Here is a 13,480-nt window from a genome sequence, read left to right on the forward strand (position 1 = left end):
CGCTCACCGATCTCCTCCCCGGAGGTCGAGCCGAGGCGAGACCACGCCGGGCACCGTGCCCGGGGTGACCTGCCGCTGGATGTTCTCACCGCTCAGGACACCGAACGGCAGGATCAGATCCGGGGACCGCTGGTCCTCGGTGATCTGCGTGGCGACGTCGCGGCACCGGTCGATCAGCGGCTGCATCTGCCGGCCGAGCTGCTCGAAACGCTCGTCGCCGGGCACGAGATTGCCGAGATCGATGAGCTTGCACACCGCTCCCGCAGGGTCCTGCAGGTCGGGCAGCACGAGCCGCGATGCGAGCACACCTGCTTCGGCGTCGTACGAGTTGACGAGGTTGCTCACCGCGAGCGGGAGCAGCGTCAGCGAATTCACGAGTTCCTGCCGGCGGTTAGCCAGGGTCTCCGTGATCGGCACGAGTGCGTCGACGTTGTCCTTCACGGCCGCCTGGTTGTCGCGCACGAACGTCGCGACGTCGCCGAGCGTGACCGACAGCGTGTTCAGCGCCTCACCGAGGTTCTGCCGCTCCCCCGCCAGGAATCCCGACAGGTCCGAGAGCTGCGCATTGAACTGGCGCACCTGCTCGTCGTTGGCCGCGAGAGCACTGACGAACACCTGCAGGTTCTCGATCGTGCCGTAGAGGTCGTCGCGCGACTGGTCGAGCGTGCGCGCGGCGGCCGACAGGTTCTCGATGCTCTGCCCGAGGGCCTCACCGTTGCCGGCGAGGTTCTCCGCACCGACTTCGACGAAGTCGGTCAGCGCGCCCTCGCGGTTCGCGCCGTCGGGACCGAGCGCGCGGGAGAGCTCGTCGATGCTCGCGTAGAGCTCGTCGACCTCCACAGGGGTGGCGGTGCGCTCGCGGTCGATCACCGCACCGCTGCTCATCGTGTCGCCACCGGTGTAGGCAGGGGTGAGCTGTACGTAACGGTCGGCGACGACCGACGGGGTGATCTGCACGGCGCGGGCGTCGGCCGGGATGTCGACGCCGCGGTTCACCCGCAGACCGACCTTCACGAGGTCGCCCTGCGGTTCGACGGAGGTCACCTTCCCCACCTCGACGCCCAGCACCCGGACGTCGGAGCCCTCGTAGATGCCCACGGCCTTGTCGAAATAGGCAGTGATCTCGGTGGTGCCCAGCCGGGTGAACATCCACCACCCCGCTCCGGCCAGGGCCACCACGCCCGCGACGACGGCCGCGATCAGCGCGATGCGCCCGCGATTGCTGCGGGACTCGCCGTTCTCGGCGTGTGCCATCAGTTGCCCCCTTCCAGGCGGCGACCGGGCTCGCGGTAACCGGGGATCTCCGGTAGGCCCGGCGGGGTCAGGTTCACGACGACCTGGTCGAACCACCGGCCGTTGCCGACGACGTTGGTGTAGACACGCACGAACGGCTCGTACAGCTCCATGGCCCGATCGAGGTTGTCGTTGTTTTCCTGGAGGACGTCGACGACGCCGCGCAACTGTTGCAGGGCGGGACCGATGGTCTCGCGGTTCTCCTCGACGAGCCCGGAGAGCTCGGCCGACAACCGCTTGGTGCCATCGAGCAACTGGGAGATCGCCTCCTGCCGATTGTTCAGTTCCGCGACGAGCAGCGCACCGTCGGAGAGCAACCGGTTGAACTCGGCGTTGCGGTCGGCGAGCACCTTCGAGACATTGCCGGTCGCGTCGAGGAGCTTCTTCAGCTCCTGGTCACGACTCGCGACGGTCTCGGACAGGCGGCTGATGCCGTCGAGCGAGGCCCGGATGTCGTCGGGTGTCTCCGAGAACGCCTCCGACAGGGTCTGGAAGCCGGTCGCGAGCTGCTCGGAATCGATCTCGCCGAGGGTCGTGGCCGCCGACGAGAACGCTTCGATCACGTCGTACGGCGCGACCGTCCGGTCGAGCGGGATCCGGTCGTCCGGGTCGAGCACCTCCGTACCCCGCGGCTCGAGTGCCAGATACTTCTGTCCGAGGATCGTCTTGATCTGGATGGAGGCCGCCGTGTCGTTCCCGACCCATGCGTCCTGGACCTTGAACGAGACGATCACGCGGTCGCCCTCGAGGTCGACTCCGGTGACCTTGCCGACCTTCACGCCGGCGATACGCACCTCGTTGGTGGGTTTGAGACCCGCGGCCTCGCTGAATTCGGCCTCGTAGGTCGCGCCCGCCCCGATAATGGGCAGTTCGTCGAGGAAAAAGGCGGACAGTGTCCCCAGCAGCACCACGACGATGCCCAGGGCACCGGCGGCGGCCGGACTGCGACGTTTGCTCATCGTCCCTGCAACTCCTGCATCCCCTCTTGCGAGCAACGCTTCGCCGCATTCGTGTAGATGGGTTGGTTCACGGTGGGCAGCCCCGTCGGCAGATTCAGATACGGGACCGAACCGGGACCTGCGATGATGTCGATACCGCACAGGTAGAACTGGAACCACGAACCGGAGCTGGCCACGCGCCCGAGCTTGTCGAGCTTGACCGGCAACGTCTCGAGGACGCGGTCGACCTCGTCGCGGTTCGCGTTGAGATTCGAAGTGACCTGTTCGAGCGCCGTGATCGACTGTGCGATCGACGGGCGGGTGGGCTCGAGGACGTCGGAGACCGCGTCGGTCAGCCCCGCCATCGACGCCACGGCCGAACCGACGGTCGCCCGGTCGGCCGACAACCCGCTGACGAGTGCCTGCGTGTTGACCAGCAGCGAATCGAGCTGCTCGTCGCGCTGGTCGATCGTGGCCAGGACGGTGTTGAGGTTGTCGATCACCGCACCGATCACGCGGTCCTTGTCGGCGATGGTGTTGGTCAGCGACGCGGTGCTGCGCACCAGATCGTCGATCGTTCCGGCCTCACCCTGGAAGACCTGGATGATCTGGAACGAGAGCTTGTTGACGTCGTCGGCGCTCAGCGTCTGGAACAACGGCCGGAAGCCGTCGAAGAGCGTCGTTAGGTTCACCGCCGGCTTCGTACGCTCGATCGGGATCGTATCGCCGCCCGTGATCTTCTCGCCCTGCGCGCCCTCACCCTGACCGAGCGCGATGTAACGCTGGCCGACGAGATTGCGGAACCGGATGGTCGCGGTGGCACCGGCCGGGAGCCAGTCGCGCTCCTCGAGCGAGAAGGTGACCCGCGCCTGCCGTTCGTCGAAGACCGAGATCTCCTCGACCTGCCCCACGCGGACACCCGCGATGCGGATGTCGTCGCCCTTGTTGAGTGAGGTGACGTCGGAAAAGATCGCGTGGAACTTCGTTCCTCCCCCACCGCCGACATTGGCGATGGTCGCGGCGAGGACACCGGTCGCGAGGACGGTGACCACGGCGAACACGATGAGTTTGATCAGGGGTGCTGCGAGACCTCTCACTGGAAGCTCACCTCCGTACCGCGGATCGCCGGAGCGCCGAGCCGGGTGGTCCAGGACGGGACCTCCTCGGGGTCGACACCGGTGGCCTGTCCGTAGATGACGTCGAGCGTGTCCTGTTCCAGACGCGAGCCGGCGTACGAGACGGGAGTCGCGCCGCCGTCCGAGGTGCCGATGATCTCACCGACGTCGTCGGGGACGCCGGATCCTGCCGGGGCAGGGAAGAAATCGATGGTCTCGGGGCCGGGATTACGCGACGGCACCTGGTACGAACCGTCGTTGATCGAACCGCCCGGATACTGCGGGAAGGTGCGGCCGGGCGCGGTCACGTCGTCGTAGCAGGCCGGTCCGCGATCGTCGAGCAGACGCGGTTCGTCCTGGTTCGGCAGGTAGCGGCCCTTCGGGTTCGTGAACTGGATGTTCGCGCGCACACCCGGGAACGGATCGTCGGCCGCGAGCAGATCGACGGCGGCCGGCTTCGCGTCGGCGAATCCCTCGAAGGTGCACGGGAAGGACGGCGAGTAACGGGCGAGCAGCTGCAGCGCCTCCTTCGAATCGGCGGACAGCGTGATGATCGAGTTCGAGTTCTGCTCGATGAAATCGGCCGTCTGCGACGACGCTCCCGTCGCGCTCGCAAGCAGCGTGCGGATCTGGTTCTGCTGTTCGACGACCGTGCCACCCGTCGTGCGCAGGTTGTTCAGCGCCTCGACGAGATCCGGTGCGGCCTCGGAGTAGGTCTGCGAGAAATCGGCGAGTCCGCGCAGATCCTCCTGCAGTGTGGGCAGTTCGCCGTTCACCTCGCGGAAGATCTGTTCGAGGTCGTCGACCGTCTGTCCCAGCTTCTCGCCGCGTCCGCTCAGTCCCTGGGCCAGGGCGCCGAGCGTGTTGGCGAGGTCCTGCGGCGGGACGGCCTCGAGGAGCGGGAGCAGCCCGTCGAGCACGTCGCCGAGTTCGACTGTGCGCTCGCTCGTGTCCTGCACCAGCACATCGCCGTTCGTGACGGGACGCCCCGGATCGTCGGGGATGATCAGCGAGACGTAGCGCTCACCGAAGAGGGTCTTCGGCAGCAGCTGTGCGGTGGCGTTGACCGGGATCAGTTCGGCCTTGTCGGGGTCGAGCGCAAGATGCGCGGTGACGTCGCCGCCTTCCGCGCTCGTTCCGCGGACCTCGCCGACGAGCACACCGCGTGCCTTGACGTCGGCGTTGAGCGGCAGGGCGTTGCCGATGCTGTCGGTGCGGAGGTCGACCTTCACGACCTTCGTGAACGTCTTGTTGTACATCGCGATCGTGACGTACAGGAACAGCGCCAGCACCACGAAGAAGATCAATCCCAGGGTGCGGCGACGCAAGGGCGAAGTGGTCGTGTCGCTCATCCGGCCACCCTCACCGTGGTCGTCGTGCCCCAGATCGCGAGGCTGAGGAAGAAGTCGAGGATCGCGATCGTCACGATCGCGGTACGCACCGCGCGGCCCACGGCCACCCCGACGCCGGCGGGACCGCCGCTGGCGTGGAAACCGTAGTAGCAGTGGATGAGGATGACCACGAACGCGAAGACCAGCACTTTCGCGAACGAATACAACACATCCTCCGGTGGGAGGAACAGATAGAAGTAGTGGTCGTACGAGCCGCTCGACTGGCCGTTGAACAGCGTGCTGATCGTGCGGGTCGCGAGATAGGCCGCGAGGAGACCGATGATGTACAGCGGGATCACGGCGACGAAGCCGGCGATCATCCGGGAGGTCACCAGGAACGGCAGCGACGGCACGGCCATCACCTCGAGGGCGTCGATCTCCTCGCTGATCCTCATGGCACCGAGCTGTGCCGTGAAGCCGCAGCCCACGGTCGCCGACAACGCGAGCGCCGCGACGATCGGGGCCAGTTCACGGGTGTTGACGTAGGCCGAGAGGAAGCCGGTGAGCACCGACGAGCCGAGCTGCTCGAGCGCGGCGTATCCCTGCAGACCCACGACGACGCCGGTGAAGCCGGACATCATCGCGATGACGCCGATGGTGCCACCGATCACGGCGAGTGCACCGCTGCCGAAGGTGACCTCGGCGAGCAGCCGCAGGACTTCCTTGCGGTAGTGGGTGAGGGTTCGCGGGGTCCACGCGACGGCGCGCGCGTAGAAGGACATCTGGTCCCCCGCGCGGTCGAGCACGTTCAGCGGTGCGCGCACCGCTCGGCGACCCCGGAGAAGAACGAGATCTCCGCGGCCTCTGGAGACTGTCATCTGGTCAGGATCCCTTCGCAGGAACGATCTGCAGGTACACCATCGTCAGGATCAGGTTCGCGAAGAAGAGCAGCAGGAACGTGATGACGACAGTCTGGTTCACGGCCTCCCCCACGCCCTTCGGGCCTGCACCGGGGTGCAGCCCCTTGTAGGACGCGACGACGCCGGCGATCAACCCGAAGATCGCAGCCTTGAGTTCGGCGACGTAGAGGTCGGGTAGCTGCGCCAGGGCGGAGAAGGAGGCGAGGTAGGCGCCGGGGGTACCGCCCTGCAGCACCACGTTGAAGAAGTAGCCGCCGGCGATGCCGATCACGGAGACGAGACCGTTGAGCAGGAGCGCGACGAGCACCATCGCCAGTACTCGCGGGACGACGAGGCGCTGGATGGGATTGATGCCCAGCACCTCCATCGCGTCGATCTCCTCGCGGATCGTCCGCGATCCGAGGTCGGCGGTGACCGCGGAGCCGGCGGCACCGGCGATCAGCAGAGCCGTCACGATCGGACTGCCCTGCTGGATGACCGCCAGGACGCTCGCGGCACCGGTGAACGATTCGGCGCCGAGCTGCTTGATCAGCGAGCCGGTCTGCAGCGACACGACGGCGCCGAACGGGATCGCGACGAGCGCCGTCGGAAGAATCGTGACACTGGCGATGAACCACGCCTGTTCGATGAATTCCCGGAACTGGAACGGTCGGCGGAAGGTGTTCCGCACGACGTCGACGAACAGTTCGACGATGTTGCCGGCCTGGGTGAGTGCGCCGTGAACCGGCCGCACGAGCGAGCTGCCCGCCCCCATCTACTCTCCTACTTCTCCAGCCTGCGGCTGTACCACTGCTGACGCTGTACCACTGCTGCGGCTGGTGCTACTGCTGGGCCTGCTGCTCGTATCTCTCTCCGGTATAGGCGGGAATGATCTGGGTGTCGTCGTCGGCATAGCCCCGGGCTGTGTGGGGCGCGCCGTTGTGATCGAGCGACTCGAGGATGGCGCTCTGGGCGGCCGGGGGCAGGTTGTGCAGGATCGACCGCACCCGCTCCTGCCGACGCGCCACCGCCTGCCGCTCCGGCATCCCCGGAGTCGCCTGCATCTGCGGCACGATCCCCTCGACGTCGTCCACACCACCGGCATGATGACCCGCCTCGACGAGCGCCTGCTCGTGCGCCATCGTCGCCTCGTCCTTCTCCTCCGACATCCCGATCGGACCGATCATCGTGCCGTTGAGGAACTGCTTGACCACCGGCTCATCCGAAGTCAGCAACACCTCACGCGGACCGAACATCACCAACTGCCGGCGGAACAACATCCCGATGTTGTCCGGCACCGTGCGCGCCAGATTGATGTTGTGCGACACGATCAGGATCGTCGCATCGATCTCCGCATTGATATCGATCAACGTCTGCGAAATATAGGTCGTGCGCACCGGATCGAGACCCGAATCCGGCTCGTCCACCAGAATGATCTCCGGATCCAACACCAACGCCCGCGCCAGACCGGCGCGCTTCCGCATCCCCCCGGAGATCTCCCCGGGCAACTTGTCCTCGGCGCCGAGCAGACCGACGAGCTCGAGCTTGCTCATCACGATCCGCCGGATCTCCGACTCGGACTTGCGGGTGTGCTCACGCAACGGGAAGGCGACATTGTCGTAGAGGTTCATCGACCCGAACAACGCACCGTCCTGGAACAGCACCCCGAACAACTTGCGGATCTCGTAGAGCTCCTTCGAGGAGCACTGCAGGATGTCGGTGCCGTCGATGACGATCGAGCCCTCCTCCGGGCGCAGCAGACCGATCAACGACTTGAGGAACACCGACTTACCGGTACCCGACGGCCCGAGCAACGCGGACACCTCACCGGCCGGCAACGTCAACGTCACGTCCTGCCAGATACGTTGCGAGCCGAAGGACTTGGTCAGTCCCTCGACGGAAACCTCGACTCCCACGATCACCTCCGCTGTCCGATACCGTCGCCCCCGTGTGGGTTGGGCCACTCTATCGCATGGATAGTGGTACCTGTGACACGCGATCCTACTCATGAGTAAGGACGTTGTACAAGGGGGTACGCGTGTCTCGACTTACGCCGTGACCTGCATGAACACGGCGTAGATGTCGATTTCTGCCGATAACGGACATATCACTCGGCATTCATGCCCGAAATGCAGAAGGGCCGTTTCCGCGAAATTAATTCGCTAAAACGGCCCTGTGCGGAACCGTTCCGGAGAGCGTCGGAACGCTCGACGGAAAGTTCGGAAACCGTCTTACTTGACGGTGACCTTGGCGCCGGCCTCTTCGAGCTTGGCCTTGGCAGCGTCGGCAGCATCCTTGGCGACCTTCTCGAGGATCGGCTTCGGAGCACCCTCGACGAGGTCCTTGGCTTCCTTCAGGCCCAGGCCGGAGACGATCTCGCGAACGACCTTGATGACCTGGATCTTCTTGTCGCCGGCACCCTCGAGGATGACGTCGAACTCGTCCTGCTCGGACTCGGCCTCGGCAGCAGCGGCCGGAGCACCGGCGGCAGCGACGGCAACCGGAGCAGCAGCGGTGACCTCGAAGGTCTCCTCGAATGCCTTGACGAACTCCGAGAGCTCGAGCAGGGTCAGTTCCTTGAACGCGTCGAGCAGCTCTTCGGTGGTGAGCTTCGCCATGGTGGCGGTCCTTCCTGATAAGTCCCATGTCGCTGATCCGCGACCGGATGGGATGGTGCGTGCCGGAGCACGCGTGGATGTATCTTTCGCGGTGATGCAGATTCGCAGTGATGCGGATCAGCGTCAGGCGGCTTCTTCGCCCGCCTTCTTCTCCTGCAGAGCGGCCGCGAGGCGGGCCACCTGCGAAGCGGGGGCGTTGAACAGGCCTGCGGCCTTTGCCAAGTTGCCCTTCATCGCGCCGGCGAGCTTGGCCAACAGCACCTCGCGGGACTCGAGGTCCGCGATCTGGTTGACCTGCTCCACGGACAGCGCAGCGCCGTCCATGTAGCCGCCCTTGATGACGAGAGCCTTGTTGTCCTTCGCGAAGTTCTTCAGAGCCTTCGCAGCATCCACCGCTTCGCCCTTGACGAACGCGATGGCGGTCGGACCGACGAACAGATCGTCGAGACCCTCGACGCCCGCCTCAGCGGCGGCACGCTTGACCAGGGTGTTCTTGGCGACGGAGTAGGTGGCACCCTCTCCGAGAGCGCGACGCAGCTCGGTCAGACTTCCCACCGACAGACCACGATATTCCGTGATCACGGCAGCGGTGGAGGTCTTGAACTGCTCGGTGATCTCCGCAACTGCGGAAACCTTCTCGGGCTTTGCCATACTTCGCCTCCTCTCAGTAACAGTCGTTTTCCCGGTGTCCCGAGTGGGACGCCCCACCGGACGACCGCCGGGACCGGAAAACGACGAACGCCCCGGCGCAGGGCACACGGGGCATACAAGGAGGAGGAACTCGAATGCACCCGGAAGGCACATCGCGGTTCGTATCTCCCCTAACCTCGTCCTCCTGCGTGGGCCGCCGGACAACTCCGGACCTTCAACCGATCCGCACGCGGATTCGGTGACCAACGGTCTTGGGTAGAACATGATCGGGGTGAAGATCGGCGCACGCCGAACTACCCCACCACTGTAGCGGACGATGTGCACGAGATGCAAAACGGCCGGCACAGCGATGCTGTACCGGCCGCTTCAGGACGCACATCCACTGCGTGCAGTGCGAATTACTCCGCGGTCTCGAGGAGGTTGCGGGTGCGCTGCGGATCCACCGGGATGCCCGGGCCGGTGGTCGTAGCAATCGTGACCTTCTTGATGTAGCGGCCCTTCGCGCTGGACGGCTTGGCGCGGAGCACCTCGTCCAGAGCAGCAGCGTAGTTCTCGACCAGCTTGGTCTCGTCGAACGAGGCCTTGCCGATCACGAAGTGCAGGTTGGCGTTCTTGTCGACGCGGAAGCTGATCTTGCCACCCTTGATGTCGGTGACGGCCTTCGCGACGTCCGGGGTGACCGTGCCCGTCTTCGGGTTCGGCATCAGACCACGGGGACCGAGGACGCGGGCGATACGACCGACCTTCGCCATCTGGTCGGGGGTCGCGATCGCGGCGTCGAAGTCCAGCCAGCCGCCCTGGATGCGCTCGATCAGATCCTCGGCGCCCACGACGTCGGCACCTGCGGCCTCGGCCTCGGCAGCCTTCTCGCCCACCGCGAAGACGATGACGCGAGCGGTCTTACCCGTGCCGTGCGGCAGGTTGACCGTGCCGCGCACCATCTGGTCCGCCTTGCGGGGATCCACACCGAGTCGCATGGCGACCTCGACGGTGGCGTCGTAGTTCTTCGAGCTGGTCTCCTTCGCGAGCTTCGCAGCTGCGAGGGGGCTGTACAGGTTGTCCGAGTCGATCTTCTCGGCCGCGGCGAGGTATGCCTTGCTGCGCTTTGCCATGTTCTTTCCTAACTTCTCACCGGCAGGTGAATGGTTCGGGCGTGGTAGCGGGCCTGGCCGGCCCTCCCACGAGTGCTATGCAAGCCCGGGGACGGAGCCCCGGAACAGCGAGGGGCTCAGCCCTCGACCGTGATGCCCATCGACCGAGCGGTGCCGGCGATGATCTTCGCGGCAGCCTCGATGTCGTTGGCGTTCAGGTCTTCCTGCTTGGTCTTGGCGATCTCGCGCACCTGATCCATGGTCACCTTGGCGACCTTGGTCTTGTGCGGCTCGCCGGAGCCCTTCTGCACGCCTGCGGCCTTGAGCAGGAGCTTCGCGGCCGGCGGAGTCTTCAGCTTGAAGTCGAACGAACGGTCCTCGTAGACCGTGATCTCGACCGGCACGACGTTGCCACGCTGCGACTCGGTCGCCGCGTTGTACGCCTTGCAGAACTCCATGATGTTGACGCCGTGCTGACCCAGCGCGGGGCCGACCGGCGGAGCCGGGTTGGCCTGGCCGGCCTGGATCTGGAGCTTGATGAGCCCGGCGATCTTCTTCTTCTTGGGGGGCATCTCTATTCCTAGTTTCGTGCTCGGTGTGGTTCTTGCGTACTGCTACTGCAAGCTTGTGCGCGCCGGATGCCGGCGCCGTCGGATCCTGGGGATCGTCAGATCTTCGACACCTGGTTGAACGACAACTCCACGGGAGTCTCACGGCCGAAGATCGACACCAGGACCTTGAGCTTCTGCTGCTCGGCGTTGACCTCACTGATGGAGGCGGGCAGCGTCGCGAACGGGCCGTCCATCACGGTGACCGACTCGCCGACCTCGAAGTCCACCTCGATGGCGGGCTTCGCAGCGGCGGCGGGAGCCTGCTCGCCTGCGGTCGAAGCACCGGCCGCCGGCTTCTTCTTCGCCTGCTGCGGGAGGAGGAACTTCACGACCTCCTTGATCGTCAGCGGCGACGGACGCGACGTGGCTCCGACGAAGCCGGTCACGCCGGGGGTGTTCCGGACGGCGCCCCACGACTCGTCGTTGAGTTCCATCCGGACGAGGATGTAGCCGGGCAGGACCTTGCGGTTGACCTGCTTGCGCTGACCGTTCTTGATCTCGGTGACCTCTTCGGTCGGCACCTCGACCTGGAAGATGTACTCGGTGAGGTCGAGGTTCTGGACGCGGGTTTCGAGGTTGGTCTTGACCTTGTTCTCGTAGCCGGCGTAGGAGTGCACGACGTACCAGTCGCCGGGCTCGCGCCGCAGTTGCTTCTCGAGGGCCTCGGCCGGGTCGACCTCGTCCTCTTCGGCGGCGGCGTCGTCGGTGCCCTCCGCTGCGTCGGAGACCTCGACATCGGTCTCGGCATCGGTGCCGGACTCGACAGCAGCGTCGGACTCGGAGACCTCGGTGTCCGCATCCGCCGACTCGGCCGTCACGTCGTCAACCAAGGCCTCGTCCGAAACGTGCTCCTCGGCCGAAGCCTCGTACGAGTCGTTCTCGGGGGTGCTCACCGGGCACTTTCCTCTCGTCGATCACATTTTTCGTCTCGCGCGGACAGGCGCTAACCGAACAACCAGCTGACGCCCTGTACGAACGCCAGATCCAATCCGAAGATGAACGCCGTCATGACGGTCACGAACGCAAGGACCACGAGCGTGTAGGTGGTCAACTGCTTGCGGTTGGGCCAGATCACCTTGCGGAGCTCGGCGATGACCTCACGGAAGAAGCGCACGAGTCGCTTGAAGATGTTCTCGGACTTCGCGGCGGGACGATCGCTCACGGCCGTGGCCGAACGCGACGTCTTCTTCATGGACACCGCACTCGTCGTGGATGCCGAGGGATCGGCTGCACCACGACGGGTGGCCCGCTTGCCGGTCGGCCGAGCAGCCGCGGAAGAACCGTCGGGGGTCGCGCCGGTAGCCGTTCCAGCGTCGCCGGGAATGTTCCCTGCGGTGCCGCTGTGGCGCTGACCGCGCTCCTCGCTCACATCGTTCCTCTCGGTCGCTGGCAGTCCGGGGGCAGGGGCGACAGGACTTGAACCTGCAACCTGCGGTTTTGGAGACCGCTGCTCTGCCAATTGAGCTACGCCCCTCTGGTCGGACATCCACACTCGTACGAAGCGAGTGTCCGGAACCGACCCATCTGCGACCACATGACACGCGCGCTACCCCGTCGGGCCGTTACGGCCTTCGTAGAGCAGCGCGCTGCTATGCGATCCCAGAAGCCTAAGTGTACTGCATTGCCCCGGGACAAACCCAATCCGCTCGGCCGTCAGGCCAAACGGACCGTTGCCGTGGCGCGACCGAAGATCTTACGACCGTCGGACTTCGCCACGATAACGACCACTGCTGTCTTGCTCTCCGCGTCCACCGACTTGATCTTGCCGGTGAACTCGATCTCGGCGGCCTTGTCGGCCTCCACATATACCGGACTGGTGAACCGAACATTGTATTCGGTCACCGCGCCGGGGTCTCCCAGCCACTCCGTGACGAAGCCGGCCGCGATGCCCATCGAGAGCATGCCGTGCCCGACGACGTCGCGCAAGCCGGCCAGTTCGGCCACCTTGTCGCTCCAGTGGATCGGGTTGGGATCACCCGACACACCTGCATAGTTGACCAGATTTCCGCGCGTGAGCGTGACGACCTTCGACGGAAGCTCGTCCCCTACCGCGACATCCGCGAAGCTACGGAGTGTCACTGTGCATCACCACATCCTTGACCGCGTGCGCGATGTTGTCGTCGACCTCGCCACCGGAACGGGCGACGAGCGTCGTCCAGGAGGTGAGCACGAGATTGTCGTACTGATCCGTGATCACGTTCTTGGTGGTGATGATGTCGCTGCCGGCAGCTTGCCGGAAATCGTCGAGGTAGACGTCGCAGAACAGCCTGTCGCCGGCCTGGATCGGGCGGTGGTAGACCATCCGCTGGTCGGTCTGCATGATCTGGCTCAGGTCGTAGCCGGTGACGACCTCTTCGAACAGCTTGCGCTGCGCGATCATGCCGACGATCGAGACGAAGGTCAGCGGCGCGATCACTCCGTCATATCCCAGCCCCCGGGCTGCGTCGTCGTCGTGATGGGCCGGATGCGAATCGCGCACGGCACGGGCGTACTCGCGGATCTTCTCGCGACCGACCTCGTAGTAGTCGCCCACCCGGTAGTGGTGACCGACCATGGACTTGGCGTGCGCGGCGGCATCGAACGGGATCCCGGCCTGTTCGGTCGCGTCCACCGATTCCTGGTTCTCGAGTATGTTCGTCATACGCAAAACCTCCGCAATTCCGACGACGCCAACTGGCACGGTCGGTATTGCGGAGACCTTATGCGTCGACGTCGTTGCGACCGGCTACTTGGACTCGCGGTGCGACTGGTGCGTACCGCAGTTCGGGCAGAACTTCTTCAGCTCGAGCCGGTCGGGGTCGTTGCGACGGTTCTTCTTCGTGATGTAGTTGCGGTGCTTGCACACCTCGCAGGCCAAGGTGATCTTCGGCCGAACGTCAGTAGAGGAGGCCACGGGATGCCTTCTTTCGCGTCAATCCGATCAGTATCGATCA

The 13,480-nt window shown here is 65.3% G+C and carries 16 protein-coding genes and 1 tRNA gene; all 17 read right to left on the reverse strand.

Features of this window, described 5'->3' with window-relative positions; translation table 11 throughout:
* Positions 1–3 precede the first annotated feature (3 nt).
* The 17 genes from A5767_RS06800 to rpmG all read right to left on the reverse strand — a co-directional run bounded on the left by A5767_RS06800 (position 4) and on the right by rpmG (position 13,440).
* On the reverse strand, positions 4–1,254 hold the full coding sequence (locus A5767_RS06800; protein ID WP_064851975.1) for an MCE family protein: 1,251 nt from the start codon (positions 1,252–1,254) through the stop codon (positions 4–6).
* A complete protein-coding gene (locus A5767_RS06805; protein WP_006552282.1) occupies positions 1,254–2,252 on the reverse strand; it encodes an MCE family protein in 999 nt (332 codons plus the stop codon). The genes A5767_RS06800 and A5767_RS06805 overlap by 1 nt, the downstream gene beginning before the upstream one ends.
* Positions 2,249–3,328, reverse strand: coding sequence for an MCE family protein (locus tag A5767_RS06810; RefSeq protein ID WP_024101683.1), 1,080 nt, complete (start codon positions 3,326–3,328; stop codon positions 2,249–2,251). The genes A5767_RS06805 and A5767_RS06810 overlap by 4 nt, the downstream gene beginning before the upstream one ends.
* On the reverse strand, positions 3,325–4,698 hold the full coding sequence (locus tag A5767_RS06815) for an MCE family protein (protein WP_064851976.1): 1,374 nt from the start codon (positions 4,696–4,698) through the stop codon (positions 3,325–3,327). Before A5767_RS06815 ends, A5767_RS06810 begins: the two co-directional genes overlap by 4 nt.
* The gene (locus A5767_RS06820) at positions 4,695–5,555 is read right to left on the reverse strand and encodes an MlaE family ABC transporter permease (RefSeq protein ID WP_024101684.1); all 861 of its coding nucleotides are present in this window, start codon (positions 5,553–5,555) and stop codon (positions 4,695–4,697) included. Before A5767_RS06820 ends, A5767_RS06815 begins: the two co-directional genes overlap by 4 nt.
* Positions 5,556–5,559: 4 nt before the next feature.
* On the reverse strand, positions 5,560–6,351 hold the full coding sequence (locus tag A5767_RS06825) for an MlaE family ABC transporter permease (RefSeq protein WP_006552286.1): 792 nt from the start codon (positions 6,349–6,351) through the stop codon (positions 5,560–5,562).
* 67 nt (positions 6,352–6,418) lie between these two features.
* On the reverse strand, positions 6,419–7,495 hold the full coding sequence (locus A5767_RS06830; protein WP_033096350.1) for an ABC transporter ATP-binding protein: 1,077 nt from the start codon (positions 7,493–7,495) through the stop codon (positions 6,419–6,421).
* Between the two features lie 312 nt (positions 7,496–7,807).
* Positions 7,808–8,194, reverse strand: coding sequence for a 50S ribosomal protein L7/L12 (gene rplL, locus A5767_RS06835; RefSeq protein ID WP_003937621.1), 387 nt, complete (start codon positions 8,192–8,194; stop codon positions 7,808–7,810).
* A gap of 123 nt (positions 8,195–8,317) precedes the next feature.
* A complete protein-coding gene (gene rplJ / locus A5767_RS06840) occupies positions 8,318–8,845 on the reverse strand; it encodes a 50S ribosomal protein L10 (RefSeq protein ID WP_006552288.1) in 528 nt (175 codons plus the stop codon).
* A 398-nt stretch (positions 8,846–9,243) separates the two neighbouring features.
* Positions 9,244–9,957 (reverse strand): 50S ribosomal protein L1, encoded by a 714-nt coding sequence (gene rplA, locus A5767_RS06845; protein ID WP_006552289.1) that lies wholly within the window; start codon positions 9,955–9,957, stop codon positions 9,244–9,246.
* A 116-nt stretch (positions 9,958–10,073) separates the two neighbouring features.
* Positions 10,074–10,508: a 50S ribosomal protein L11 gene (rplK, locus tag A5767_RS06850; protein WP_006552290.1), complete on the reverse strand. Its 435-nt coding sequence runs from the start codon at positions 10,506–10,508 to the stop codon at positions 10,074–10,076.
* A gap of 95 nt (positions 10,509–10,603) precedes the next feature.
* Positions 10,604–11,440: a transcription termination/antitermination protein NusG gene (gene nusG, locus A5767_RS06855; RefSeq protein WP_006552291.1), complete on the reverse strand. Its 837-nt coding sequence runs from the start codon at positions 11,438–11,440 to the stop codon at positions 10,604–10,606.
* A gap of 50 nt (positions 11,441–11,490) precedes the next feature.
* On the reverse strand, positions 11,491–11,916 hold the full coding sequence (secE, locus tag A5767_RS23035) for a preprotein translocase subunit SecE (RefSeq protein ID WP_024101687.1): 426 nt from the start codon (positions 11,914–11,916) through the stop codon (positions 11,491–11,493).
* A 32-nt stretch (positions 11,917–11,948) separates the two neighbouring features.
* Positions 11,949–12,021 (reverse strand) — tRNA-Trp (locus A5767_RS06865).
* Positions 12,022–12,200: 179 nt separating this feature from the next.
* Positions 12,201–12,626, reverse strand: a complete 426-nt coding sequence (hadB, locus tag A5767_RS06870; protein ID WP_064851977.1) for a (3R)-hydroxyacyl-ACP dehydratase subunit HadB — start codon at positions 12,624–12,626, stop codon at positions 12,201–12,203.
* Positions 12,613–13,188, reverse strand: coding sequence for a (3R)-hydroxyacyl-ACP dehydratase subunit HadA (hadA, locus tag A5767_RS06875; RefSeq protein WP_006552294.1), 576 nt, complete (start codon positions 13,186–13,188; stop codon positions 12,613–12,615). The genes hadB and hadA overlap by 14 nt, the downstream gene beginning before the upstream one ends.
* An 84-nt stretch (positions 13,189–13,272) precedes the next feature.
* A complete protein-coding gene (gene rpmG, locus A5767_RS06880) occupies positions 13,273–13,440 on the reverse strand; it encodes a 50S ribosomal protein L33 (protein ID WP_003941903.1) in 168 nt (55 codons plus the stop codon).
* Between the last annotated feature and the right edge of the window lie 40 nt (positions 13,441–13,480).

This window comes from Rhodococcus sp. 852002-51564_SCH6189132-a (genome assembly GCF_001665495.1).
In the GTDB taxonomy this organism is placed as follows: domain Bacteria; phylum Actinomycetota; class Actinomycetes; order Mycobacteriales; family Mycobacteriaceae; genus Rhodococcus; species Rhodococcus pyridinivorans.